The organism is Lysinibacillus sp. FSL M8-0337 (assembly GCF_038593855.1).
GTDB lineage: Bacteria > Bacillota > Bacilli > Bacillales_A > Planococcaceae > Lysinibacillus > Lysinibacillus sphaericus_D.
Genome location: NZ_CP151996.1, coordinates 1,982,431 through 2,007,976, shown reverse-complemented (window position 1 = coordinate 2,007,976; position 25,546 = coordinate 1,982,431). Strand labels below are relative to the sequence as shown.

At 34.3% G+C, this 25,546-nt stretch carries 36 protein-coding genes; 9 read left to right on the top strand and 27 right to left on the bottom strand.

What is annotated here, in order from left to right; genetic code table 11:
- Positions 1–9 precede the first annotated feature (9 nt).
- From MKY08_RS09445 to MKY08_RS09420, 6 genes are all read right to left on the bottom strand, one after another.
- Positions 10–1,323 (bottom strand): PBSX family phage terminase large subunit, encoded by a 1,314-nt coding sequence (locus MKY08_RS09445; RefSeq protein WP_342534924.1) that lies wholly within the window; start codon positions 1,321–1,323, stop codon positions 10–12.
- Positions 1,323–1,760, bottom strand: a complete 438-nt coding sequence (locus MKY08_RS09440; protein ID WP_256093155.1) for a terminase small subunit — start codon at positions 1,758–1,760, stop codon at positions 1,323–1,325. The genes MKY08_RS09445 and MKY08_RS09440 overlap by 1 nt, the downstream gene beginning before the upstream one ends.
- A gap of 63 nt (positions 1,761–1,823) precedes the next feature.
- Positions 1,824–2,702, bottom strand: a complete 879-nt coding sequence (locus MKY08_RS09435; RefSeq protein WP_069511154.1) for a hypothetical protein — start codon at positions 2,700–2,702, stop codon at positions 1,824–1,826.
- 645 nt (positions 2,703–3,347) lie between these two features.
- Positions 3,348–3,500 carry a hypothetical protein gene (locus MKY08_RS09430; protein ID WP_176723173.1) on the bottom strand — a complete coding sequence of 51 codons (153 nt, stop codon included), beginning with the start codon at positions 3,498–3,500 and terminating at the stop codon, positions 3,348–3,350.
- On the bottom strand, positions 3,478–4,125 hold the full coding sequence (locus tag MKY08_RS09425) for a hypothetical protein (protein ID WP_069511152.1): 648 nt from the start codon (positions 4,123–4,125) through the stop codon (positions 3,478–3,480). Before MKY08_RS09425 ends, MKY08_RS09430 begins: the two co-directional genes overlap by 23 nt.
- Positions 4,126–4,209: 84 nt before the next feature.
- Entirely contained in the window at positions 4,210–4,638 is a 429-nt protein-coding gene (locus MKY08_RS09420) for a hypothetical protein (protein ID WP_256093154.1), read from the bottom strand.
- Between the two features lie 218 nt (positions 4,639–4,856).
- Between MKY08_RS09420 and MKY08_RS09415 the strand changes: the two genes are divergently transcribed.
- Both MKY08_RS09415 and MKY08_RS09410 read left to right on the top strand, forming a co-directional pair.
- Positions 4,857–5,291, top strand: a complete 435-nt coding sequence (locus tag MKY08_RS09415; protein WP_069511150.1) for a hypothetical protein — start codon at positions 4,857–4,859, stop codon at positions 5,289–5,291.
- Positions 5,292–5,574: 283 nt separating this feature from the next.
- The gene (locus MKY08_RS09410; protein WP_069511148.1) at positions 5,575–5,991 is read left to right on the top strand and encodes a DUF3888 domain-containing protein; all 417 of its coding nucleotides are present in this window, start codon (positions 5,575–5,577) and stop codon (positions 5,989–5,991) included.
- Positions 5,992–6,123: 132 nt separating this feature from the next.
- On the opposite strand, the gene MKY08_RS09405 is transcribed toward MKY08_RS09410, so the two are convergent.
- The 10 genes from MKY08_RS09405 to MKY08_RS09360 form a co-directional block, all read right to left on the bottom strand.
- The gene (locus MKY08_RS09405) at positions 6,124–6,354 is read right to left on the bottom strand and encodes a hypothetical protein (protein ID WP_069511146.1); all 231 of its coding nucleotides are present in this window, start codon (positions 6,352–6,354) and stop codon (positions 6,124–6,126) included.
- 14 nt (positions 6,355–6,368) lie between these two features.
- Entirely contained in the window at positions 6,369–6,998 is a 630-nt protein-coding gene (locus MKY08_RS09400) for a hypothetical protein (RefSeq protein ID WP_069511144.1), read from the bottom strand.
- Positions 6,995–7,270, bottom strand: a complete 276-nt coding sequence (locus MKY08_RS09395; protein WP_069511142.1) for a hypothetical protein — start codon at positions 7,268–7,270, stop codon at positions 6,995–6,997. Before MKY08_RS09395 ends, MKY08_RS09400 begins: the two co-directional genes overlap by 4 nt.
- On the bottom strand, positions 7,271–8,089 hold the full coding sequence (locus MKY08_RS09390; protein ID WP_069511140.1) for a phage antirepressor KilAC domain-containing protein: 819 nt from the start codon (positions 8,087–8,089) through the stop codon (positions 7,271–7,273). It lies immediately after the preceding gene.
- Between the two features lie 127 nt (positions 8,090–8,216).
- The gene (locus MKY08_RS09385; RefSeq protein ID WP_081327924.1) at positions 8,217–9,092 is read right to left on the bottom strand and encodes a DnaA/Hda family protein; all 876 of its coding nucleotides are present in this window, start codon (positions 9,090–9,092) and stop codon (positions 8,217–8,219) included.
- The gene (locus MKY08_RS09380; RefSeq protein WP_069511136.1) at positions 9,022–9,747 is read right to left on the bottom strand and encodes a helix-turn-helix domain-containing protein; all 726 of its coding nucleotides are present in this window, start codon (positions 9,745–9,747) and stop codon (positions 9,022–9,024) included. Before MKY08_RS09380 ends, MKY08_RS09385 begins: the two co-directional genes overlap by 71 nt.
- Positions 9,740–9,901 (bottom strand): hypothetical protein, encoded by a 162-nt coding sequence (locus MKY08_RS09375; protein ID WP_176723172.1) that lies wholly within the window; start codon positions 9,899–9,901, stop codon positions 9,740–9,742. The genes MKY08_RS09380 and MKY08_RS09375 overlap by 8 nt, the downstream gene beginning before the upstream one ends.
- 101 nt (positions 9,902–10,002) lie before the next feature.
- Positions 10,003–10,542: a hypothetical protein gene (locus MKY08_RS09370; protein ID WP_069511134.1), complete on the bottom strand. Its 540-nt coding sequence runs from the start codon at positions 10,540–10,542 to the stop codon at positions 10,003–10,005.
- A gap of 174 nt (positions 10,543–10,716) precedes the next feature.
- Positions 10,717–10,905, bottom strand: coding sequence for a helix-turn-helix domain-containing protein (locus MKY08_RS09365; protein WP_256093153.1), 189 nt, complete (start codon positions 10,903–10,905; stop codon positions 10,717–10,719).
- 27 nt (positions 10,906–10,932) lie between these two features.
- Positions 10,933–11,115 (bottom strand): helix-turn-helix transcriptional regulator, encoded by a 183-nt coding sequence (locus MKY08_RS09360; protein WP_069511130.1) that lies wholly within the window; start codon positions 11,113–11,115, stop codon positions 10,933–10,935.
- 387 nt (positions 11,116–11,502) lie between these two features.
- Here MKY08_RS09360 and MKY08_RS09355 point away from each other — a divergent pair, with 387 nt between their 5' ends.
- From MKY08_RS09355 to MKY08_RS09345, 3 genes are all read left to right on the top strand, one after another.
- Entirely contained in the window at positions 11,503–11,934 is a 432-nt protein-coding gene (locus tag MKY08_RS09355) for a helix-turn-helix transcriptional regulator (RefSeq protein WP_069511128.1), read from the top strand.
- A gap of 16 nt (positions 11,935–11,950) precedes the next feature.
- A complete protein-coding gene (locus MKY08_RS09350) occupies positions 11,951–12,400 on the top strand; it encodes an ImmA/IrrE family metallo-endopeptidase (protein ID WP_069511126.1) in 450 nt (149 codons plus the stop codon).
- A gap of 75 nt (positions 12,401–12,475) precedes the next feature.
- Positions 12,476–13,654 (top strand): tyrosine-type recombinase/integrase, encoded by a 1,179-nt coding sequence (locus tag MKY08_RS09345; RefSeq protein WP_069511124.1) that lies wholly within the window; start codon positions 12,476–12,478, stop codon positions 13,652–13,654.
- 36 nt (positions 13,655–13,690) lie between these two features.
- Here the strand turns inward: MKY08_RS09345 and MKY08_RS09340 are convergent, their stop codons facing one another.
- Together MKY08_RS09340 and MKY08_RS09335 are read right to left on the bottom strand one after the other, a co-directional pair.
- On the bottom strand, positions 13,691–14,626 hold the full coding sequence (locus MKY08_RS09340; RefSeq protein WP_081327923.1) for a PD-(D/E)XK nuclease family protein: 936 nt from the start codon (positions 14,624–14,626) through the stop codon (positions 13,691–13,693).
- 11 nt (positions 14,627–14,637) lie between these two features.
- Complete coding sequence (locus tag MKY08_RS09335) at positions 14,638–15,378, bottom strand: TSUP family transporter (RefSeq protein WP_069511122.1); 741 nt, start codon at positions 15,376–15,378, stop codon at positions 14,638–14,640.
- Positions 15,379–15,470: 92 nt separating this feature from the next.
- Between MKY08_RS09335 and MKY08_RS09330 the strand changes: the two genes are divergently transcribed.
- The 4 genes from MKY08_RS09330 to MKY08_RS09315 all read left to right on the top strand — a co-directional run bounded on the left by MKY08_RS09330 (position 15,471) and on the right by MKY08_RS09315 (position 18,366).
- Positions 15,471–15,974, top strand: coding sequence for a hypothetical protein (locus MKY08_RS09330; protein ID WP_069511120.1), 504 nt, complete (start codon positions 15,471–15,473; stop codon positions 15,972–15,974).
- 187 nt (positions 15,975–16,161) lie between these two features.
- On the top strand, positions 16,162–16,470 hold the full coding sequence (locus MKY08_RS09325) for a hypothetical protein (protein WP_069511118.1): 309 nt from the start codon (positions 16,162–16,164) through the stop codon (positions 16,468–16,470).
- A complete protein-coding gene (locus MKY08_RS09320; RefSeq protein WP_069511116.1) occupies positions 16,458–17,102 on the top strand; it encodes a hypothetical protein in 645 nt (214 codons plus the stop codon). Before MKY08_RS09325 ends, MKY08_RS09320 begins: the two co-directional genes overlap by 13 nt.
- A 1,069-nt stretch (positions 17,103–18,171) precedes the next feature.
- Positions 18,172–18,366, top strand: coding sequence for a hypothetical protein (locus MKY08_RS09315; protein ID WP_024361916.1), 195 nt, complete (start codon positions 18,172–18,174; stop codon positions 18,364–18,366).
- Positions 18,367–18,469: 103 nt separating this feature from the next.
- Here the strand turns inward: MKY08_RS09315 and MKY08_RS09310 are convergent, their stop codons facing one another.
- The 9 genes from MKY08_RS09310 to MKY08_RS09270 form a co-directional block, all read right to left on the bottom strand.
- Positions 18,470–19,411 carry an Rpn family recombination-promoting nuclease/putative transposase gene (locus MKY08_RS09310; RefSeq protein WP_069511112.1) on the bottom strand — a complete coding sequence of 314 codons (942 nt, stop codon included), beginning with the start codon at positions 19,409–19,411 and terminating at the stop codon, positions 18,470–18,472.
- Positions 19,412–19,485: 74 nt separating this feature from the next.
- On the bottom strand, positions 19,486–19,653 hold the full coding sequence (locus MKY08_RS09305) for a hypothetical protein (RefSeq protein WP_176723171.1): 168 nt from the start codon (positions 19,651–19,653) through the stop codon (positions 19,486–19,488).
- Positions 19,654–19,740: 87 nt separating this feature from the next.
- A complete protein-coding gene (locus MKY08_RS09300; protein WP_069511110.1) occupies positions 19,741–20,310 on the bottom strand; it encodes a hypothetical protein in 570 nt (189 codons plus the stop codon).
- Positions 20,311–21,672: 1,362 nt separating this feature from the next.
- Positions 21,673–22,470, bottom strand: coding sequence for a hypothetical protein (locus MKY08_RS09295; RefSeq protein WP_141705573.1), 798 nt, complete (start codon positions 22,468–22,470; stop codon positions 21,673–21,675).
- A 376-nt stretch (positions 22,471–22,846) separates the two neighbouring features.
- Positions 22,847–23,482, bottom strand: coding sequence for a response regulator transcription factor (locus tag MKY08_RS09290; RefSeq protein WP_069511106.1), 636 nt, complete (start codon positions 23,480–23,482; stop codon positions 22,847–22,849).
- A gap of 90 nt (positions 23,483–23,572) precedes the next feature.
- Entirely contained in the window at positions 23,573–23,755 is a 183-nt protein-coding gene (locus MKY08_RS09285) for a hypothetical protein (RefSeq protein WP_069511105.1), read from the bottom strand.
- Positions 23,756–24,049: 294 nt separating this feature from the next.
- The gene (locus tag MKY08_RS09280; protein ID WP_167331266.1) at positions 24,050–24,217 is read right to left on the bottom strand and encodes a hypothetical protein; all 168 of its coding nucleotides are present in this window, start codon (positions 24,215–24,217) and stop codon (positions 24,050–24,052) included.
- Between the two features lie 4 nt (positions 24,218–24,221).
- Positions 24,222–24,395, bottom strand: coding sequence for a hypothetical protein (locus MKY08_RS09275; protein ID WP_176723170.1), 174 nt, complete (start codon positions 24,393–24,395; stop codon positions 24,222–24,224).
- A gap of 160 nt (positions 24,396–24,555) precedes the next feature.
- Positions 24,556–25,404: a helix-turn-helix transcriptional regulator gene (locus MKY08_RS09270; protein WP_069511103.1), complete on the bottom strand. Its 849-nt coding sequence runs from the start codon at positions 25,402–25,404 to the stop codon at positions 24,556–24,558.
- Between the last annotated feature and the right edge of the window lie 142 nt (positions 25,405–25,546).

Below are 25,546 nucleotides of genomic sequence, written 5' to 3'. Positions count from 1 at the left end.
CACCTTCTTCTATTTCAATATTCTCATGCCTTTAGATGACTTCAAATCACGCTCGAATGCATAACGAGTGGCATCGATTGCATGATTTTCCTTATCCTCTAATCGCGGAATCGGATTACCATCCTTATCTGTTTGATAGTCAATATTCTCAAACTCTCGTGCAATATTCGGTGTTCGTTTAGGATCAATGCAGATGAAGTCTAAATCATCTAGCCATTCCTCACCATACTGGACACTATCTGGACCTTTCTTAGCAGCCTTTATTCGTTTAATATCATGATCGTTTTTTAACTCTGCTATGGACTTAGGTTCAGCACTATCAGCATAAATTTCATCTGATTGATACCCTTTTTGTTGTAGTTGTTTCGCAAATTCTCTATTGCTTATTTTCACACCATAAATTTCATCTACAGCATAAATACCATTTTTCTTTTTGTCATAATGCCAACGGACAAATGCCAGTGGATCAGTAGCATAACCAAAGTCAACACCATTACGGATATTGTCAAAGGTTGCTACCTTTTCATCCGTGATAGAACCTTTTTCAATTTGTAAGTTATCAAACGGCACAACACCACTCCCTATCGCTTCTCCGAGGTATTCCCAACGGTATTTTAATGGCTTATTTTTCTTAACATTTTCTGCTTCTTCAATAAACTTTTTTGAAAGATGCGGGTTTCCTAAATAAGTTGAATGATCTACATAAGTATTGGCATCAATCATTGAACTTTCATATTTCTTATTCACCCATGACTGCTTACGTTTCGGAGGATTGTAGGAATAATAAAATGAGTAGTCAAAAGGGTACGCTTGCTGTCTATCAGCTTGCGAAAAGATTTTCCCTTCCAACTCCTCACGTAGGATTGAGTTTTCAATTGTCGTTACTTCATCTTCTGACTTAAATTCTGCTAATTCCTCAAACCATACGATAGCTAAAGGGAAATCAGCATCTTTAATAGATTTAATCTTTTCAGGGTCATCAGCACCAGCAAAATAAATCTTATTTCCTCTGCCTAAGTAAGTAATTTCGAGCTTAGAATCAACAAATCGGAATTGATCTCGAACTCCCATAACATTGGCTGCTGCCTTAAAGTTGGCGTACACCGATTTTAGAATGGTATTTTGTACTTTCCTGATACCTAGTGCTGACACTGGATATTCCATGATGTCTAACAGGATACGCATTGGAATATGAAATGACTTACCGGAACCACGGCCACCCTTTAGTACATACCTAAGATGTTCCTTTGCTCTGGAGGCGCGCCAAAATGGTTTGAATTGCTCTGTAATGATGCTAGCTAGACTTATACGCTGTTCCGTCATTACACATCATCCACAATAACAACTTTAGTTTTACCGTCTGTTTCCACCTTATCAATCCACATACGATAACGCTTGCCTAATAATTCAGCGGCTTTAATTCGTTCGGCAGTAGTCGGAGGCATATCTTCATCAATTGTTTGGGCACCTTCGCCGATGCCACGTAAAGTTGCTGAAGTTGTCTCGCCCCTTGCGATTGCAGTCAGTAATTCTAATATTTCTTGCTGATCAGCTACTCGTTCAGACTTCAATTCTTCCATGCGACCGTCTATATAAGATTTCACGCTAACATTTGTTAACATGCGACTTCCTGCTGCTCTCGCTGTCGCTTCCTTCTTAACATTCGGATATGCCTTCAAATACGCATCTGTGGCATTTCCTAGTTCAATATAATAATCAGCAAACGCTTGTTGCTTTACAGTTAATTTTCGTTCAATCAATGGCATCACCCCGTTTTGCTAATTGCTAAGTAAAATAGAAAAAGCCACGTTATATAAACGTGACTAGTGTACTTCTGTTTCGGATTCAGTTTCGTTTTTGATTAAGGGTAATCTAGTTATAACAGGATGGACCCTGTCGATTAACAATTGATAATTACCAAATATTGTATTCAAGTCTTCTTCTGAAATTTTAATTCCCGTAGGATGGCCTGATTCATTTCGTACTTGTCTAACAATATCTAAAAAACCAAAGTGAAGATTAGAATTTTCTAACCCTATACCTTTAAACAATTCTTCAGCATTTCTTACTTTTCCTATAAAACCATCTAATCTAGCGTGAGCTTTCTTAGCATTTAATACTTCAACTTCAAATTTTTCGATTTCTCTTGTTGTGGCTCCGTTGTTCTTTATATACTGCAGGTATGATTCGCACAACTGTAATAATAATCGCTCTGCAGCACAGCCAATCATAGTCGCCGCTGCTAACCTGTTCCCGTGCAAAGCACAATTACATCCTTCTAAAATATAATCCTTTTCAATAGAGTCCATATGACTTTTGTGAACTTTTGTTATTAAATTTTGATAGACTTGCGCACCTGTAGCTACAACTTCCAATCCTTGTTCATCAACAAAAGAGGTGGATTCAACTATTTTGATTTTTTTATCAATGTTCATTAAATCATGATTATCATCAGCAGGATATATAGCATAACAAGCCTTTGTAATCTTACTCCATTCCCCCTCGACCTTCTTAAACATTGGAATTGGAACCCTAATCTCTAAATCAATAGATGTCTGATCCCAAACTCTATACGTAAATCGACCAGTGTCAGATAATTCAAAATCACAAGAACGCATTATTGATGCTAGATCATGCTCCTCTTGCATTTCGAAATATTCAATCAACCCTTTTTTAAAGTCTTGATTTCTTAATGCTACCATTGTCATCCCTCCTTCTCTATCATAGAGTAAAAAAGGTTCAATTTCACTATTTTTCCACTTTCAAAACCACACCAAACTCTACCCTCTAGACAGTAAGCGTTTTGGCTGTTTGATGCAGTTTTCAAAGCAAAATAAAAGCCCCCATCCCGGCGCTGGATGAAGGCCTGCATTCGTCTATTATTCTATTGTGGTAAAACTGTCAAGTTAGCTCACTTCTAGCAACCGTGGTAGAGCTACACCACGTTATTATCGTAATCGAATTGTTTTCGTGCATTTCCGTGCACGTTTAGTAAGTTTGACTGAATTATGGAAAGTGGACGAAGTTCACATAAAAACCACTCCTTATTCCGATTTTTAGCCTTTTATATTAATTAAGATACCTAATCTTTTTAAATATATAGGCCGGCCATGTATGTCTTGCCCCGAACAAGTTTATGGGGCGCGGGTCGGTCGTCGGTCTGTCTTTCCCTAATATTTAGGATTATATAAATACCAAGGGAAGAAACATTTACCTGTCCGACCTCCCCTTTAGTTTACATCTCAACTTACCCAAAATGATACATTTGGAACATTTGGAACATCTGTCACATTTGGAACACTTGGCACATTTGACCGCAGAAAAAAAAGAGCGCATTTGCGCTCTTTTTAATTTGTTGTTGTTTTTCTTGGTGGTGGTGCTGGAGGTGGGCTAATTTGTCCCACTTCTTTTTTTCTTGAATTAAATTGTGTTTTCCATCCTTCATTACTCTTGTTAGACTTATTCCCGACATTTTTATTATCCGTTGTTTTCTTCGGCATTTTCCACATTCCCCTTCCTACTGTTATCAATATTATGTTTACCTATCTCTATCGTTATTTCTGCATCTCTAAGAAATGAAAAATACATTTTTTCTTGACTATACATGTAACCAATTTCGTTATCATAAATCGCTACATTATGCAAAAATAGCTCTCTGATTTTTTCATCATCGGAAAAATGCTCCACTTCACCAACAAAATATTGATTAGAATTAGGCGGTCTTAAGGTTATCCAGTTAGTTTTTTCATCGTTAAAAACATCAAACCAGACGTCCCCACTACCAAACTTATTTGATAGTTTCATTTTCATAGCACCTGAGAAAGCCAATTTTTTATTTATTACGTAAACAACAATCGCTGATAAAATAATACTAACACCTGTAGAAAGTAGAATTTCTTTGGGAAGTATTTTAAACTCTCCGTTACTTGCTAAAAACTTTATAAAACCTTGTTTCATAAATAAACCTATAATAGAGTAGGATATCAAAGAAATAATATAGGAATACAGGAAAAACACCTTTGCATCATAAACCTTACTAGATGTCAATAAGTTTATTAGAAGTACCCCAACAATTCCTGGTAAAAAAACAAATAGGGCACTGTAAGTGATTTCTGTTAAAGTCATTTTATATATCTCCATATTTTTACTCTATTGTATCATTTATCACATTAATAGTGGAACTTTTTTCATATTACAACAAAAACAGCCCTAAGGCTGTTTTGTCATAGAATCCAAAATACGTTCTCGTACTCGTTGTACGCTTGTATGACTCATATTTAGTTTAGCACCAATCCAACGGAAAGGCATGCCCTCTAGCAACCAGTAAAGTACTTCTTGCTCAATATCACCAGTTACCTTGCCTGTTAAATTTTGAACCATAAGTAGTTCTTCTTTAATCTTGTTAATTCGAACCTCGCGCGCTGCTCTGATTTGGACATGCGCGTGGACTGGATCACTTGTGCCACCAGCTGCTTTTGGCATTGTTGCTTCAATTCCATATTGTGCTGTAGAAGCAGCAGCTGTTAATGAATCAAGCTCGTCCTTCATTCTCATGTACTTACACATGTTGTCATGATACTTCTTGATTGCCTTATCCAACTGATAACGATTTAATTCTAATTGCCCTTGTTTGCCCATTAGGTTTGCCCTCCTAAGTTGTGATATACTTCTTTTACTAGATTGTCTTAAAAGGGCATGAACCAATTCGAGCTGTAGCGTGTGACGACGCTGCGGCTTTTTGATTTATATTTATTACTAATTTTCTCAAAGTGTTCAGTAAGATTAATTTGAATTAATTACGCATAAAATTTTTGTATTCGCAAATAACAAGAAAAATAATAAAAGGAATTGTTTAGATGCGAAAAATAATTTTCATCTCGTTACTTCTAATGAGTCTTCTGCTCATAAATTCTGCATTTGCTAAATCAGATATAGAATATTTTCCACAAGATCAACCCCCTAGTGTGATAGAGTTAGCCTTTTTACGTGAGCTAGGTATACCAATACTTGAAACAATGTCTTCGTACGGCGATAATCATTTATTTGAATTTGGAAGAATCGAAAAGATTGAAAGAAATAGACAAAATGACTATTATGATGTTAGTTTAAGAGTGATTTCGTTTGAAGGTGCACACAATCCGCCACATAAACTAATTAATATCACTTTTCGTATACCACCTGGATTACCTTCTGAAAAGTATAAAGTTATTTCAAATAAAGCTGTCATTGCATATAAGGCTAAAAACATTACTCCAGAAGAAGTTGAAAAGTTATCTAAATTTACTAATTAACTCACAAATTTCGACTGAACATTTTCATAATGTGCTGCACAGATTTAAGATGTATATTTACCCTCAATCTTCACAAATTATTATTGAGTGTATCACACGCACTTATTTGGTTGTGGCGCTAGTTGACAGTCATTACCTCCCTCATTTCGGGTCACACCTCAGTGACCCTTTTTTAGTTTCTTTTTCCTCATATTGTGCAGTAAACTACCTTTGATGCTACATACTTTTAAACGAATCGTTAATAATAAATTTATAAAATTTTTTAAAGAGGTGTATTTAATAAATGAAAAAGGGTTTATTTACTTTAGTAATATCAATTACTTTTATTTTGTTTTCCCTTCCAAAGACAGGATTTGGAATAAATGAACCCTCTCAAGACTCTAACGAACTTAGGATGCAGGATATGCTCATGATCATGCTTACTCCTTATATTGAAAAAGACTTAACTAGCTATTATTATCCGGAGATTTTCAAGGATGTTACACCACATGTTACTCCATGGAAAATTGAAGTTATTGAAACTAAAAGAGTAAACGGTTTTCGTGGCTTTATAGTGCAGATTACATTTGAAATTGAACCTACAGTTGATCAGTATATCCCACTGGGGAAGGACCGAATGACCTATGAAATATCTTTTGGACCCGAGATTAAATTGATAGATCACACCCACTTAAAGACTTATAAATATCCAACAGAATAGTCAATCCTGTCAATTTAATAAACCTCTTTTGGTGAAACTATTGGCGAACCATTATAGAATTTGGTTTATTCATTCTTCATCCTCTTGAACAATATCTTTCAATTACTCACCTAGCCCACCTACAATTGTTACTTATTGCAACGCTGCTCTTTCTTGATGATCTATAGCCTCACTCAGCACACGATGAAACTCTTTCATTTCTTCAATACTTAATACAGTACCAAACTTGATTTCATCCTCTATATTTCTGTTTGCATCCAGCTTAAATTCAGTAATCATAAGATGAAAAATTCCATCTAATTGGTCAGACTCAACCCATAAAGAACAACCTTCACCGATATATTCAATTCTTTTAACATTCATAATTACCCACTCCTCTATTTAACAACTATCAAATGATTTTTATTGTTCATTTTAATTTTTTCAGGTCTTCCATCACGCACATAGTAAGCTTGTCCCGTTTGATCCTTAAAGGTATTCGTTGTTCCATGTCCTTCAGAAGCCATAAACTCTTCGAAAAGAGACAAATGTCCCTCATAACGTCGAATAGCACTCATAGTAGTTAGGCTCTTTACGAACAAATCGTGTATATCTGGGTTCATGTACTCTGTTAACAGTTCCAAGGTATGTTCTCCTAGTTCATCTTGTGAATTTAACCCAATCTCTTTGATGTAATTAACCGTGTAATAATAATCCTTCACACCCCATCTTTCACCATCGTAAGTTTTTTCAATTGGGAATGTAGTCATAAATTGTTTGAGTGTCATACATTCCATCAGTGATTTGATGCTACAAATCAATTGAAAGTCACTAACCGCTAATTCGTAATCCTTATATTCGGGCATCGTAATTATACGCTTAACACCGTACCAAATAATCTTCTCTATATTCCGCAATGTAGCTTGCTCATCACCTGCATTTAATTCTGTCAACGTTGTATCTAATACACGTAGATAAGCAGCGTTGTACAATTCAAACTTGCTTTTTTCTGAAGGTTTCACTGTCATTTTTCCACACCACTCTCTTTTAAATGCTTGCCCATCTCGGTATCCAATTCGACATTTTCAGTTCCTAAGAAGTCAATATAAACAATATCTTCGATCTTTATTTCTTCGGCTGAACCAATCGGATTTATCCATTTAACACCCAGAATCAAATTTTCAATACGTTCAGTAAAAACAGCAAAGCTGATTGTTGTTGTACCTTCCTCTTTCCCACATTCATCCATCGTATGAATGTGGTATTTGTGTAGTTGGACAGTCTTTGTTTTGTTGTTCATTTATTTAACCTCCTCATAATCACGTTCGATTGTTGGCACAATACCTTCACCTTTTAACAAGTCATAAATGAACAATCGCCCTTGTTGAGTCCATTTTGTGTGAGGTTTTGATTTTTCTGCATCAATAGCATGCATGTAAGTTTGTGTGTAACCCTTATCTTGATATTTCGCATATAACAACCAGATATCACCTTGTTTATATTGCACACCTAACTCATGGAGTTTTTTATTGAGTGTTATAGCACTCATGCCATAATCCTTAGCTATAACGCTTGTGGACAATAACGACTTATTTTGTAGAATTAAATCATAGTAAGTAGCCTTTGGTTGTAATTCGTTTACACGTTGTTCAAGAACCAGATTTTCTGTTATGAGTTGTCGCTTTTCTTCTTTTTCGATTTTTAATTTTTGGAATAAACCAATCATGAAGTCAGGGTCTTCAATCGCTTGTTCTAATACGCTTGGTGTCATATATGCTCCGTGTTTATGGACAGTTGGAATAACTTCATCAAAAATCCATTTTTCATACACTTTGGCCTTTTGCTGAATATCAGGATTTTTACTTTGCTTAGAAGCTGACACTATTAAACGAGATACATTTCCTAGTGAGATAAATTTCTTTTGTTGTTCTCCACCATCTGTAAGGACGTTATAACTTATAACCCCCTCTATATCACAGTGGTTGCTTACTGCAGTATGGGGTTGTTTATATTCCAAAGCTTTAGCTACATCTGTAGCACCGAAGTATTCTTTCCCATCAACAATGATTAATGGTAATTCACCGAACACAGAGTGCTGAAATGTTTGTAATTCGTTCATAATAATACCTCCTGATTCTTGTGTTTTTTACCGCCTGGGACATTGATTTTTCATCATAGATTTGTTGCAATAACTCTATTTGCTGTACCTCATCCCTTCACCCTCCAATCAAAGGGCTATGCGCCCCTTACTTTAATCTGTAATTCAGCGATAAATCCTTATCGATGATTAGAAAATATCGTTTGCACATCTGATAGAGCCTTGTGCCCAATGCTTCATCCAGCAGAATCATTTCGTCGAAATCTAGCTCACTGCTAAGGAAGATTGGTTTCTTATTCATGTATCGATAATTAACTACCGAATAAATTTGCTTAATCTCCCACGAGCTGGCTTGTGGTATCTTAATTGGCATATTGTTTTTATCCAATACCACCTCGCCGTTACGATCACGTTTGTTGACAGGTTTAAATAAATCATCTATGAATAAAATATCTACTTCTTTCATGCGAATAAGCTTCGCTTGTAACTTTTCAAAGTCATCTCGTAAGTCGTCAAATCCTTCTACATAAGGGAAATATAAGACTGACTTTAATTTCTTTTGCATCATGTTGTTACTAAGCGCTGATAATAAATGTGTTTTACCGAAGCCTGGTTGTCCAAGTACTGCAATCCCAACAGCCATTTCCTCAGCCTCTGTACGCCCTGTGTTCAACTTTTCAAATTCCTTAAAGTATTTCATTGCTAAATCCTTTGCTTCAACCACTAGACTCGATTGCCCATCTGTGTAATAGTTTGCAAATGTCATAGATTTAAAGTTATCTGTGATTTCACTGGCCTTGATTAGTTTGTTCGCTATCTTTTGCTTTTCACATGAACAGTCGACCCATATCTGAAAAGATTTGCCGTAAGTAATGCTTCGTTCATCCTCATCTACTTTCATTTCAAAGAAACCCCCAACATCTTTGCACTTAGGACAGGTGAACACTTTTTGTTCATTCGTTGCTACTTCTTCGGTTGATAATTTTAGGTACTTCTCTTGTAATTTTTGAAGTACTTCCTGCATTGGATCCACTAACCTTCACCTGCCAATCTGCGTATGTTTTTACACCAAGCTCTTTACGCCAGTTATCCAAAATCGAAAGAATGTATTTAAAGCTTCTCGCACTGTTTGCCCCAGTGAGTATTGCTTCTTTAATTAACTGCGGTTCGTAAAATTCGAGAGCTTCATGTATGTTGTTACAATCAGCTAAAGTAGCAACACGAACTTTACTTTCGAACAGTTGTTTAATAGGTTCAAAATTTGGATTAACGAGAGGACTAGACGACTGACTGTCTTTGTCTTTTGTATTATTAGTTGTATTATTAAAGACTGTATTATTATCCTCGGCGTTTTCGCCTATAGGGGTATCGGTGTTTTCGCCTATAGGGTATGGTTGCCTTGCAATACGAATAACACGTTTTTCAATTTGCTTTGTGCCCTCTTTATAAACCAGATGTACCGTGATATATCCCTTTTCTCTCAAACTAGAAATCATTTTGGAAATGCGGTCTTTTGATAGTTTGAAAAAGTCGGCTAAATACTCATTAGATGCAAAACAACCATTCTCACCATCTAATGAATCAATTTCCACCAGTAGTACTTTTTCCGACCACCCTAAATCCTTTGCAAGCCATATCTCTTTCGGAATCCATACGCCTTTGAAATTTCTTTCAGCCATTTGCCCTGACCCCTCCTACGGAATAAAAACCATTTGGCATTGAAAGCATATATGCCATAATGCCTTTAGCTTTCCAAGATAGCTGCTTATTGTTGAGTGCTGTGCGGTTCATGATAGTATAATCCTTATTTTTCTCTACACTCATAATGCTCATATCTATGTGTCGCCTCCTAGCAACCTCGAAAAATAGATTATTTTTTATTTGATTAAGTTGTTCACATATGGTATATTTTCTTGGAATTTAGTTTCATAAGGTCACTTGGCGGAGAGACCTTTTACACTATTCCAAAAGTTTTTGTTACCTAAGTGGAATGAACTTTTTTCTCGAGCTTTAGCTAATGACTCTTCTTTGGTCATGAGGGGTGTGATAGCAGCGGTATACATGTCCATCCCTTTTTTTACACGTCTTTGAAATGTACTCTTCGAGATACCATTCTTTTCTGCTAAACGTACTAGTTCAATTGGATACTTTCTTCTTTTTTCAGCAGTTCTACTAATACGCACTGGATTATCTGGTGGTAGTGTTGGTTCTGTGCACGCCCTTTCTATATCCCATCCATTTTCAACTCTCCAACGAAATGCACGAGGATTAATATTATTTTCTTTCACCTTATCCATAATGTGTTTAGGATATTGATTTCGACGATGTTTTTGAATTGGTGTATTCAATGCTTTTGATTTACTCCATCCTAGTTCACGGATTCTATAATTAAGTGTATATTGTGAAATACCTTTACTTTCTGCTAGTTCATACTCTTCGTCCGTGATATAGAAATCATAAGGATTTCGAGTCATTTTAATTTCCCCTTTCAAATTCCCATACGTTTGGATTATTATGTTTTGATTACTACTGCTACTAACTCAACAGGAACCAGATTAATTTGATTCAACGTGTAACATTTGACTTTGTTTCTAATGCTTTTCGTTTCTCCTCATCTGACATCGCTCTCCACTTTAGGTTGGTTATGTTCATTTGGTTTCTCCACCTAGCCATTTGTCAATATCATCTAGGTCAAAAAGTAAAACTCTTGGTGCAGGACGATTAAAAGGTATTTCGTTTCGTTTAACTAATCTATATAAAGTTGCTACAGACATAGGACAATTATTTGATTTAAGATACTTGTCCAACTCTTTTACTCCACGCACTTTGCGCATCATCTCAATTCCCCTTGCAATAAATTGATTTTAAATATCTAAAATCTTACGAATATGCTTGATATGTTCTTGTGCTTTCGGGCCATCTTTTCGACCACGGATTATATCTGAAAGATATACAGTTGAAATGCCTATCATTTCTGCTAAATCCTTTTGGCTCATCTTACGTTTGAATAGTTCCGAACGTACTTGTGCACCTAACTCTTCTGACATACCTTAGCCTCCTTTCAAAATTTATTAACGTTGCTACCGTCATATCAGCTATAAGTCCGAATAATTCATACCGTCATTGGCTTGGCACAACAGTTCTTCAACTAATTGGAAGTATCAAGCTAAATTATTCGCTAATTTTGTTGACTAATTTTAGTCGAATAGTTTAATATATAAACATAGCTAAATAAGACTTTAAAAAGCCTGTGAAACCAACACTTTATCCGTTCCCCAACGCAATAGTTGTGTTCTTATAGGTTGTCTTTTCTATTGTCTTTTAGCGAATAACTTAGCTTATGTCAGTAATATTAAACTATAAGTATAAAAAAAGTCAATGATTTTTATGCAAAAAGTTTAAAAATATTTGACATGCTTTTGAGGATGGTTGATATGACAACGTTTGAGATAATAAAAAATCTATGTAAAGAAAGAAAAATCTCGATTAACGAATTAGAAGAATCATTAGGTTACTCAAAAAATACATTGTACCGTCTAAAAACACAAACTCCTGGTGCAGATAAATTAGAAACAATTGCAGACTACTTTGATGTAAGCACTGACTACCTATTAGGTCGCACTGACAAGAAGCGTTACTACGATTTAACAGAGAAAGATGAACGATCTATACAAGAAGAGCTTCAAAAAATGGTCGAAGGACTATCTAAGGGTGGGCATGCTGCATTCGATGGTAGAACTCTTGATGAGTTAAGTGAAGAAGAATTAGAAGATAGAGAGTTATTAATATCTAGCTTAGAAAATTCGTTAAGACTAGCTAAACGTGTAGCAAAACAGAAATTCACCCCTAAAAAATATAGAGATTAGTGGGAGTGTGGGTGCCATGTTGATAAAGTCAATTGTTAATCAGTTAATTGAAAAATACGGGACTAATGACCCTTTCAAGCTCGCTGAGTATATGGGTGTACTTATTGTGTTCGAACCTTTAGGGAATACGTTTGGGTACTATAATAAGCATTTTAGAGTACCTATGATTCACATTAATGAAAATGCTGATAGGAAATTACAGATTTTTATTTGCGGTCACGAATTAGGTCACTACATTCAACATGAAGATATCAACACTTCGTTTTTAAAAAAACACACTCTTTTTTCTACGGATAAAATAGAAATAGAGGCTAATACTTTTGCTTTAGAACTATTATTACCTGACGATTTATTTTTAGAACAAAACGATTCAAGCTTTACCATCTATGATGCAATTGAAGAAAAAGGAGTTCCACTTGAATTACTTTCTTTAAAAACTATAGATGGTAAAAAATTTTTACCCTAAAAAGAACAAATATTCCCGTTAAAGGAGGTGATGATGAAATTTTGATTCGCAGTATTAAAAGAAAGGAGATTAGTTATGGCAAGCTATACAGTTTTATCACCTACTAAAAAAGGAGAACCGCGAATAAAAGTCACTGTTGAGCATGGGTATGATGAAGATACTGGAGAGCGACTTAGATATACTAAAACTATTCGTATGAAATCAATGTCAGATCGTGCTATAAAAAAGGCTGTGACCGATTTTGAAATTGAAGTAGCAAATATAGAAAATGAAAAACTGCAAAAGATTGAGAATATTAAATTTAGAGATTTTATTGATCGGTGGATGGATTTGTATGTCAAAACTGAATTATCGATCAAAACAAGAGATACCTACAAAGTAAGCTTAAACAATGGGATACTAGAGGATTTAGGCGATCGTAAACTTTCTAATATCAAGACACTACATCTGGTTGAATGCCTAAAAAGATGGAGAGCAAGATGTCCTAGTGTAGCAAAAGGACAATATACAGCTTTAAAAAGCATCTTCTCTAAAGCGATGGAATGGAATTTACTTAAGGAAAATCCTATGGATGGCATTAAATCTCCCCGTTTGGTTCCTAAAAAGAAGGACTTAGAATTTTACGATGAGGAACAGTTAAAACATCTTTTCAGAGTATTGGAAAGTGTAAATCCTAAACACAAGATCCAGATTAAATTAGCAGCAATGGTAGGCCTTCGATTAGCAGAAGTAGCAGGATTGTGTGTGGAGTCTTTTGATTTTGAAAATAATACTATATATGTAGACAAAACTCTTCAATTTGATATTGAAATTAGAAAGCTAAAAATTTTACCTCCAAAAAACAAAAAGCCTCGATTTGTTGATGTCCCAAAGGGTTTGATGGGTGAACTAAAGGTATTTATTGAAGAATATTTGCAGTTAAAAAATGAAATGTGTAATATTTGGAATCCGCTAAAAGATGACGATGGAAATCCCTTAAATTTTATCTTTACTAATTCAGACGGTTATCCATCAAAACCGGCTGCTATAGATATGGCTTGGAGAAGAATAATTGAAAAGCATAACTTACCAAAGTTGAATTTTCATGCTTTACGTCATTCTTATGCCTCATTTATGGTCAGCAGAAATGTAAACTTTAAGATTATCCAGGAACAACTAGGTCACTCCGATATAAAAATGACAATCAACACCTATAGTCATTTAACAAGTAAGGATAAAAATGATGCGAGCGACCATTTCGACGATTTAGATTAATTGGTCACTTTTTGGTCACTCGCTCCATAATTCCACTCATTTGGTATAACATAATTCTTTATAATTACAGCTCTTACAGCGCCATTCATCCGTCGTTTGCTGAAAATCTTCAATATCCACTGGCTCGTTTGTCAGAATATCTGCTTGAAACTTTTTCATTTCCAGTACACTACGTCGAAATGTATGTAAAATAGTGTCCATATCAAATGATGTAAATGTATATTGTTTTCGCTGCCCCGTTAGTAAATATTCATTGTATACCTCAATTTTCTCTAACGTTACCCCGTATTTTTGTTGGATGTAATAGGCATAGAGCGCTAATTGCTGACGATCATCATCGGATTTCCCTCCGGTCTTCCAATCGATAATAATCCATTTATCGGCCATATCATCATAATAATGAAAGTCCATCACCACAAAAACCTGTGTATCCTCAATTTTCATTGAGCGAAACTGTTCGGGTTCACCAATCCGTAATGAACCTGTTTGCGCAGTTATTTGCATAAACGTCTCACTTAGAAGAAAGTTTGTAAATACTGCTTCCAACCTACTTTTATAATCTGTTATCAACTCAGCATTTAGTTGACCATCATAGTAAATTTCCTGCATCATGTAATACTTATTAGGCTGTTGTCGCCACAAGTCTCCATGACGGGTCGAATCAATAAAGGCGGCATTTAATTGACCACGAGCACGGTTAACAAGCTCCACCACTGACGGCACTGCCCTCGTTTGCAAATAATCAATAATGGTTTGTTCGATGAGCCGGTGAACAATTTGTCCAAATAAAATAGGCATCGCTTGCAGCTTTTTTAAGCGATACACATGCTGATGAAAAGGTTCAACCTGATAGCTCAACCAACCATTATGAGCAAAATAATATTCATATCCATATTTTCTTGCACAACTCGTTAACGTTTTATGGCGTGAAAGTGACCAAGAAAAAGCTGGGAATGGTGATATATCAAACATGAAAGCCCTCCTTATAACTGGTGGAAGAAATCATAACAAAGTTGCAAAATCAACACAATAGTGACAATGCGTAACAGAATTTTTACTTGATTTGCTTTTACCTTAGTAGCTAGGATAATGCCTATTTGTGCACCAATAATGGAACCTATCATTAAGACAATTGTTAGCGGCCATTCAATTTTTCCCGTTGCAATATACGTAATAGCTGCCCCAGCACACATGGCAAAAACGCCTACACGAGACAAACCTACTGCTTTTATATAGGAAAGTTTTTCATGGGCATAAGTATACAACGCTAACGTACTACTACCTGGACCAAATAACCCATCATAAAATCCTACCCCAAGCAAAATGGGACCTGTTTTTCGATTCATTTTAAAGCTGTCCACTTCACCAAAATCAGCCCCACCGATAAAGGACATGATTAATGCAAAGCCTAATAAAATAATAGCAATTAGTGTTAACGTCTGACCACTCATAAAGGAAGCAAAGAGCCCACCTAATGTTCCGCCAATTAAAGATACAAGCAAAACGGAACGCATTTCCGCCCAGGACAATTCCTTTCTTCTAAAAATCGTATAAAAGCTAGAAAAAGCACTGACCATATTGGAAACTTTATTTGCCCCAATCGCTGAGTGAACCGGCACGCCCATCAGCATCATCGTTGGCAATGTGATTAAACCACCACCGCCCACTAATGTACCAATTAGGTTTCCTGCAATACCGATTACTAAAAATAAAACGTATTCCATCTAATCCTTCTTTCTGCATCCAAATGATGTTAATCTTATGTTACAGTATAACAGAATCCTATTTTGAAAGATGAACATATTGAGGTGATCTAATGCATGCACAACAAAAAACACCTATGCCGAGGCTTTGTAAACAACTAACGATAGTTGTAGCAACCATTTTTACTGCTGGCATTACTGCAACGTTAATTCAATATCGTAAGCTCCCCTCATCCATTCCTGTTTTACAAAGCTTTACGACTGACCATGCACAGTTTGGCCCTAAAATCGCCATTTTTTATTTACCCTTTGTAGCGTTAATGCTCTTTTTACTTTTACACTACTTAGAAATAAAGGCTGCTTATCCAGTAGTACGAAAACACAAGCCATCCCTTTCTCATCTGGAGCGACAAAATGGTATGATTACTTTTTGTCTTATTAAAAACAGTATTTTGCTATATTTTACATATTCACTTTTTAATGATTTAACAGTGGCAATGGGACATAATCGTATTTTACAACAATGGCATGCATATGCATTTCTTGGGTTATTATTTATCATCTTTATTACTGGTATTATTCGCGGACTATACCTCCAACATAAATTAAAAAGCTAGTTGCACAATCACTTTTGCGCACTAGCTTTTTCTTATAATAACACAGTGCCTAATTACTGATTTTAGCGCCCCTTTTTCCTTATCAACTATTAGCAAAAAAATAATAAAATTTCCCCATAAAACCATTGACCGAGAATTATTCTCAATGATAAAATTTCCGTAAATAAACGACAAAGGAGGACGACTTATGTCGAGTTGGGGATCAAGTATTGTAAATGCTGCTAAAAAAACGGCTAAAGATCAAATTTGGCCAGTTACAACTATCGGAAGTGCGGTGGGTGGTGGAATAGCAGGTGCAAAAATAGCTAGAGAAACTGCCAACCAAAACAAAGCAAATGTGCACATTAAAAATGTTGCTAATGTTCACTTGCCCGTTAAAAATGTTGCCAAGACTGTTGTTTCAACAGCAGTAAAAACAACTGGTATTGGCTTAGGCGTAACACTTGGCGTAAACTTTGGCTATCGTTTAGGGCAAGAAAGAGGATGGTGGAAATAATCGCTTCTTTCAAACTTAATTTTTCTGAAAATATAAAACATTTGGATATTTGCTACAAAATACATGATGAGTTATTGACTCAACAATGCTTTTATAATGCAGTAAAAGAATATTGGGAAGTAATGCTTGAAAAGTTTCCTTATAATACATTATATTTCTTTCAAACAAAGGATAACTACTTCTTAGATCCGAGCAATCCAATAATTCACCAAGATGGGCAAATGATTTATTCTGTTTATACAGAAAAGCAAAAAACACAACAAGTTAATATGACAGCAAGTGTTACTATAAACAATCAAAAAATAGATGGTGTCAATATTACACCTACAGTATTTGTAAATGATGTTTTTATTTCATTGTCAATCACATTGCATTTCAATAAAATGGCGCAAACAACAGCGCATATTATCACAATTGAATGGATTAGTCCTGAAGAAACGTACTATATAATGGACAACCTTTTACGATTCGAAAAAGGCGCAACTAAAGTTCAGGCAAATCCTCATTTACGAATTGACCCTTCTACTATGAAACTAGGTATTTGGCATGTAAGAATTTTAATTAGTAACATTCTCGTGCAAAAGGTTCAATTCAAGTTATCAACCATTTCGTACTTCAAGGAAAGTTGGTGAAGTATTATGTGGTATTATCAATCACTCGCTTATTTTTTGTATTTTACACTAATTATTTTCGTATCTTTATTTGTAACAGGTTCGCCTTACAAAGAAACACCAAAATCCTCCTATACAAGAAGGTTATTCACGACTATGGTATGGGCTCTTTTCTTAACATGCATAGTTACACTATTAGATATAAGATTTCCTTTTGGATTTGACTAGTACTGCCCTTACTATGATGATAGTTTAAATACATTGCTATTGCATGCCTCTTCTTCAAACAATCAGGAGGTGTTTCCAATTAGGAATACGTCAAAAAAAGATAAAGTAATAATCGCATCAGGCTTTTTCTTTCTTGTTTTTTTCATAAAGTTAGTGAAGGAAATGGATGATTTAAGTTTACTGAATTTACTAGCATCTTTTCTTTTAGCAGTAATAGGTACTGGGATATTTTTCATTCTTAAATATCCATTTAACAGTGACTAATCTCATTTTATAAGAGCGTATTGAATCTTTATAGCAATAATCAATTGTTTATTTAAAAAGTCGATTGCATCCTAAAATTATGGACCAATCGACTTTTACAATTTATATTACATCATTCATTTTCTTTTTATTGTGGGATAAGATACTTTCAAAATATAAATTCATTAATATCAGCCCTAATGCAAAAGCAATAAGACCTCCACTAATAAATGCAAGTAACAATTTATAAAATAATCCAAAGTCAGCTGTATATTGATAATAATCTAATATTAGAAAAATGCTTATTGTGCCAATAATCGAAGTAAAACTAGAAATACAATATGCCCATATAAATTGTTTTCTACTGTACAAAATATTCCCACATCCTTTTAATGTGCTTGTATATATTAGAATGAGAAAAATAAAGCAAAAATATGCATTTTATAAACATTTATTTGAAAATAACAAGGGGTTGTTTTTATTCTAGAAATAGAAAGAAGCAGTACTTAACGCTCCCCCAACAAATTTTCCGTTTTTTGTACTGGGTTTCACAAATTACGGAAAATAGATTATACTGGAACTAACTATTAACAATCTTATTCAAAAAGGGGAATCTCCTATGACAGAAAATAATCAGACGGAAGCACCAAAAAAGAAAATGAGTCTGCAAGAAGCAGTAAAACAACAACTAGAAAATAAAAAGAACAAAAATGCTGCGACTAAAGGGAAAATGAATGGTGATACTTCTACAAAAAAAATGAAAAGTCAGCAAACTAAAAAAGCAAGTAATACGCGTAGAAAAATGGGCGTTTAGTGGACATAGCACGCTAGATCAACAATCATTGATAATTCCAAATCCACTATAAGAGAAAAAGCATTCAAGGAACGGCTATGTTCCCTGAATGCTTTTTCTCTTATTAAATCTCTTGGCGTAAAGATTGAACTTCTTTAAGTGATAAGTTTGTTAACTCGATTATCTCTTCATTGCTGTTACCTTTTATAATCATCTTTCTTGCAATGCCTTCTATACCTTGTTTCATGCCTTTTTCTATGCCTTTTTCCATGCCTTCCTGTTCTGCATGATATTTTGCATCTTCGATTTTAGCAGCTTCATCTAGCATATATTTGACCCTTGATTGATAAGCAAGAATGGTTTCGGGATCTTGACTAATTTCTTGCCATGCTTGAAACGCTTTACGTATGTTTTCATCTGTCATTGCGATGTCCTCCAATGCATTATATATATCTTGACGAACTATCTTTTTACTGTCATCTACCATACCTAGCAACAGCAACCACCTGTCTAATTTATTAGAAGGATGTTGTTCCTTTGCCCATGCCTTCAAAAACTTATCCATTTCAATAAAATGAATTTCTAACACATTATCTTGTATACGTTGTAAAGAAATATCGTCATATAAATGATAGGTGCTATGATAATGAGCTGCATCTGGAAAAAAAGTAAAATCACAAATATTAATTGTAATGGTCGGGTTCAATGTATGGTAACCCTTTCCCTTTTGTAACTGTAGGTTGTACAATCTTGACCAATAAAATAAAGTACGTTTAAACATGTCTTTTTTATTGGCTAATTGGATTTCGATATTTATGAACTCTCCATATTGTGTTTTGACAACAATATCTAAACGGCATTGTTTATCCTCTTTATATTCGCCACTGACTTCTTGAGTGATAAAAGTTACTTCATTTATAGGCACTCTGCCAGTACGTTGTAAAATAGCATTTAACAATGCGATTGTTAATTGCTTATTTCGTTCACTACCGAAAAGTTGCTTAAAAGCAAAATCTATCTTTAAATCCAATAATTTTAGAAGCGGAACTTGACTAAGTGTATTCAAATTATCATTCACCTCTGTATCGTTTGCTCTCAATGTTCTCGATTACTAGCTTGAACAGTTAAGACAAAGACGTTTTACTGAACTGAACGAATATTTGTATTAATCATAATTCGTAATAATATCGTCGAACAAATTATTACTCCCGCGTACGGGTAAAACAACGGTACATGAATAATACCCATTAAAGTCAAAGCAATGATGACGACACAAAGCACTAAAATTAAGGAAAGAATGTTTTTCATTATTGATTGTCCCCTTTCTGTTTTGCTTGCACCCCTCAGTATTTTAAATAAAATCGATTCACCGCAACCATTAAACCTTTACAGTGATTATCTTGTTAATGAGTGGCTATAAAATTCGTCTTTTATTCTGTCCAGATATAAATTACTATCTTCCCCATCTTCTTGAGGATAACGCTCCATTAAAACAGGCATTAGCTTATCCCATAATGTGTCCATCACATAAAAATCTCGATCAAAGCTATAATCTAATTCATAAAGAGATATCCCCAGTGCCTTTGCGTAGCGTTCTTTTTCGGGCAATACGATATCCGCAACATTTGTAGCAATATATTGATTGACTTCATCTTGGGAAATACTTACACCATAAATCTCTTTCGCTATTCGTAACGCATCTATATACCTTTCTGTTTCCTCTACAGCGACTTTTTCCAAATAAGCATTGTCATGTTTCAAATGACTCATTTCATTATGAACTTTTAATCGAAACTCTACTTTTCTGTTATCCAACGATTCTTCTACTGTAGCTAAATTTACACCACTATTTATAGTTGTTTCTTGAAGTTTATGGGCTATATCAGGCATTTCACGTAACACCTTCGCTACAGCAAATTCAAGGTCACTCTCACCACTGCTTACAGCATTGCTTTCTTTACCCAATACTATTTGACCTCCAATGCCTACTATTAAGAAAAGTAGGCAAATAGACAATAAAAATATCTTATTTTTAGGGCATATAAATTCTCCTTTCAATAATCTGTTAACTTAATTTTATCTTGCCTATGACAAACATTTCAACCGACAAAATTTCTGTCGGTTGTAGTATTTTTTTACAGCATCCGCACCAATTTTTACATTTATAGGTAAAAAAGAAACTATTGTAATTATTTTTCGTCTAGTTCATAAAAGGGGGTTAACATTAATATGAATAGGAAATTACCGATTGTGTTCGTCTTTTTAAGTTTATTTTTTTAGCAGCTTGTACATCAAACGAAACGCATAAAAAGTTAGTGCTACCCGAGGGCATTCCTAATTTTGTTCAAGCAAGTGATTTTGAAAAGATTGATTGGGAGCAAAAAGCGATGACATTCAATAACAATATTCTCGGAAATAAAAATAAGTCAGGTGCTATTGGTGCAGACGCGCCAAGCTTGAATGTTCAAAAATGGATGTGACATCTTTGGGGCATTGAAAATCCTACAGCGTTAACGGTAGTAGGCTATCATAAAGAAACAGGAGCGATCCATTCGATTCTAACGGCTGGCTGGACAATTGAAATTGGAGGACCAAATAATGGCGCAGATGCCCACGCCCCATCGAGCGTTCAAATACCAGAGAAAGGCCAATGGGCAATACTGCTCTATACTAACGAAAAATTATTTGATATCTTGATTTATGACATTAATGAATAAGAGGCGATTTTTTAAATTATAGTTTTAAAGTGCAAATTCAAAATACTAGTTTTTGGCTAACTTGCTCAAATCCTTCTTTTCAGGCATCATGGGTTTTTACTACTTATATTTTGTTCATATAAGTTCAGCTGGAATAGCATCTTTAACAGCTTTTATTGCATTGACAAGTATGTTCTTAAATACCATTACCCATCCATTTAATATACCTTCCGTTAAAATTCTCGGAATATATAATAGTGTTTTTTTACTGTATGTGACACTATCTCTAGACAATGGATCCCAATTTTATCTTTGTTGTAAATTTCATTCTAGACATAAAAAGCTCCTCATTTGATAAACATATTTTTAATCTGTCTACCTAATGGGGAGCATGACAATAAGAAGTTGCTTTTTTAAATTCTATTATTAATTATCCGCTAAATTCCTTCTATTTTTGAAGAGAATGATTAATATAACAGTTGTACTAATAATTATTCCTGCATAAGGAAAGAACAAAGGTAGGTGAATAAAATCAAGTAAAGTTAAACCCACTAAAAGCCCACAAATCATTAAAATCAATGAAAAAATATTTTTAATCATATTAGAATAACACCTCTTTATGGAAAGTTTTTTATGAATTTGCTCTGACTTTAAAAGCACAATAAGCTACTACTCCTTCAGTAGCTAAGCCAGCTCCTAACAAGCAAGGGATACACCCAGCACCAGCTGTACCTATACATGCTAATCCACATGCAACCGATAAAGCTGTTATTGCCCAAGCAGCAATACCTTTACTCGCTAAACAATCGTTAAATTCACTCCAAAAACCAGCACTTACTTTTATGGGTTTAATAAATAAAGTTTTATTTTGAGAGATTGACTCCTCAGTTAAAAGTGTAGAATCAAAATCCTCTTTATCAAATTGTAAATATTCTTTTTTTGCTAATATCCCGTTATTATATACCTCAACCTCAGCTGAATAATTAACATCATTACCAACAATTTTAGTTTCAACATAATATTCTAGATTACCAGTCTTATCAAAGATAATTGAAAGGAAAGATTTATTCAGCTCCCTATTTACATTTTCATACTCAATTGGGAGATAAACCACATTGTTTTCGTCACTAGTTTTAACATCTAGATTAGAGAAAGATAATTCACCATTTGTAATTAAGCTAATATCATCATTAAAAATTAGTTTTTTTGTGTTTTCCTCAAATTCTTTTGTTACTAACTCACTTGCATCATCAAATTTTTTATTGAATTCTTCAGATTTAATCAATAAATCTTGCAGTAAATCTTGTCTTTCTTGCATTTTTGCACTTGCTTTAATATCTCTATATGATCCCAAAGAAGAAGCGAAAATAATTGAAAACACCAAACTTAAAACTACAACTATTTTAACAACTAAAGTATTTTTAATCATATACATTTCCCCTTTACTTTTTTTAAATTTAATACATAATAAAATATAACTATTTGTATTGATTCCAACAATTGCTATCTGTGTATCAATTTCCGTGGCAAACAAGATTTTTAATTTTCTTATAATATTATCTGCTATAGCACACTTCCACTCGAGTTAATTTAATAATACCTCCTCACCAACCGACATTTCAACCGACAATATTTTTGTCGGTACCGTCACAATTTCTGTCGGTCACGATTAAATTTCCTTTCTTAACAGTCTTCTAAATACCCCAAGTTCGAGCTTTTTCGCTTCTAGTAATTGCTAATGGCAAGTGGTGACGTGCAATTGAAAAAACTAAAAAAGTGCCGATTTCCCTCGACACTTTTTATCATCAATTATCTTTCATTTCATTAAGCAATTGTTTCTCTTTTGCAACCTCAACCGCTTCTAATCGTGTAGACACACCTAATAGGCTAAAAAGCTGTGTTAAATGGCGTTCTACTGTACGTACAGAAACATTGCATATTGCTGCGATTTTCTTATTTGGGTAGCCCTTCATTAACATCTGCAGCAATTTTAGTTCTCGATGCGTTAACTTTAAGTTAGCATATCGATCATTTATTTTCTCATTTACATAATCTAAAAAATCGATTGGAATCACAATCTTCTCTTGAAAGCTTAAACGAATTGTTGAGATGATTTGATCAATCGGAGCGGTTTTCACAAGAATGCCCTCCACTTTTTTCTCCACTAATAGGGGATAATACGAACAAACACCATCAGTCGTATATAAAATAATAATTGCTTGTTCCTGTTTTGCTTTAATTTCTGTCGTAAGTTCTAGATTGTTATTGGTGGCAATACTAGCATCAATTAAATATACATGGAATTCTTCCTCTTGCATTCTATCAAGAACCTTATGAGGATTCTTCTCAATTTCAAAATTAAGATCTTCTATCTCCAGTGACAACGTTTTTAACCCTTTTAAAACAATTGAATGATCATCCACAACTAAAACTGAAATCAATCGTATCCCTTCTTTCGAAAAGTTTTCATTTAAAGTTGCGACACATTTACAGTATCAACCACATTTTTTATGTACTATTTCTATTATTATTTACTTACCATCCTTACTTAAATAGTATCTATCATTAGCAAAAAAGATCGTTCCAAAAAAGAACAACATACAAATAATCCAACTAGCAATGGCTGAATAACGACCACCTAACATAAATTCACTAATCAAATTTACAAAAACAATAAGCATCATCATTACATATAAAGCGATTAAATATTTCATTTTATCCACCTCTAACTAAATTCATCGTAAGTCTAGAGCAATACTACCCTCTACATAACTTCCCTACAAATTTTTTTAAACCCATAACATGTGAGCTTAGAAAACACGAAACGAATAAAAAAACAGTCAATTAAAGGGCTTTTACCTTCTCAATCGACTGTTTTCTTGTTTTCACACGCCATCTTACAATGTTAAGACATGGGATAAATTACGTTTCCAGCCTATTGATTGAATTGAAATTGTGAATACCAACATACCTATGTACTTGCCTCAACCTCTTTATAAGAATTAAACCTACTGTAACTTCTTGCGCATCCTTCTTGAGTATATAAAGCCTGCCCCAATAAAGAAAACGAGCATCATTCCTTTTATAATTGGAAACATAAATAGCTTACTTACAATAAAAATAACAAGGATATAATAGACGACCATGGCTATTAAAAATAATGTGAGTTTATTCAATCCATTACCTACTTTCTTTTAATGCCGCTTCTATTGCTGCGAGTGCTTTTGGGCCTATTCCATGTAGATTTTTTAATGTCGCTAAGTCGACCTCTTTTAATTGTCGCAATTGTGTATAGCCAGCAGCATTTAATGCTCGAATAGCTGGCTTAGCAACGCCTTTGGGCCATTCCGTCATAGAAGTACCACCCTTTCTTTTTCCGATGAGTCAGCTGTATTTAAGTATGACTACCATAGCCATATCTTAATCAAGATTAGATTATAGTTTACAACATTGACAGTCCTTCTTAAGCCTTATTATGCAAGTGGTCATGATGAAATGCAATGATGTACTTAGTTTAGTATTGCTTTATTTCCTGTTCTACTAACTGTAATAACAAGAATTGTTCAAGCGCCATCAACATATTTTTCCCCTTGCGTATCCATTTTCCACCTGCTTGTCCGAGGTGATTCAAACAGATCCCCTTTCTGACATAACAAATACCCAATAAGATGAAATCATTTTCTGTTTTGCATAAAGATATCGCGTTTGAAATTTCTTTTTGTGCTTTTGAATATTTTTTATCTTGTATTAATAGCAAAGTAATATTCATCGAAATATTAATTTTTAAACGTGAAACATGACGAAAGTTTTTATATAAAGCAATATGCCGTAAAGCAAATTGTTTGATTTGAAGAACTGTTGGTAAAGGGAATAAAAATAGAATGGCATTCAACATATATAAATCCGCTACAAAAAGTTGGTTATATTTAGATAAGTCTTGCCAAACTGGTTCAACAATAGCCCTCGCTTGCTCCAAATCACCTGCTTTAGCTAGAATGATTAATCCATCTAAAATAGTAGAAATATGAATAATCTGTTGATCTTCCCTAGCTTCTTTTAAATAAAGTCTACATTTTTCCTTCAGTCTATAAAGTACTATTTCATTGTTATAGGGTAAACGAAAAAATTGGATGATTATATCATCCCGTTTACTATATTGATAGCCATTTTGAATATAAAAAAATTCCTCAAATGTAATACCTAGTTGATTTACTATCCCATGCATCGTGGCAAAGGTGATGTCCGTATTGTTATTCTCAAACTTTGAATACGCACCCTGTGTTAAAAAATGAGCTGCCACATGTTTTTGCGTATACCCTTTGCTAATCCTTATTTGTTTTGTAATCTCACCATAACCTTTCACGTTACCATTCACTCCTTACAAAATATTCTTTTATGAATATTTTTCTAAAATGATTGAAATGTATGCAATGATGTAGTTAACAAGGGGGTATTTAAATTGATCAATGAGGGCAATATGGAAATAACAACTTCAACACTTTGGT